Annotated in this window: 1 rRNA gene; it reads right to left on the reverse strand. The window is 38.4% G+C overall.

The annotated features are described in order from the left end of the window. Window positions 1-181 precede the first annotated feature (181 nt). Window positions 182-237 (reverse strand): 16S ribosomal RNA (locus PGR23_RS24485); the annotation flags it as partial.

A 237-nucleotide genomic window follows, 5' to 3' on the forward strand; every position in this document is an offset into this window, starting at 1 on the left:
TTCACTTCTGATTGCGAAAATTTGAGAGACTCGAACACACATTAACTGTGTGTCGTTTCAATTTTCAGCTTGATCCAGATTTTTAAAGAGCAAAATTTCACAATGCACTTAACAGTACATTTTGAAATTTATCATTTATCAAACAATCTGTGTGGACACTACAAAGGCAGGTTCTTTAAGGTAAGGAGGTGATCCAACCGCAGGTTCCCCTACGGTTACCTTGTTACGACTTCACCC

The sequence above is a fragment of the Klebsiella sp. 141162 genome (assembly GCF_050600755.1).
GTDB lineage: Bacteria > Pseudomonadota > Gammaproteobacteria > Enterobacterales > Enterobacteriaceae > Klebsiella > Klebsiella aerogenes.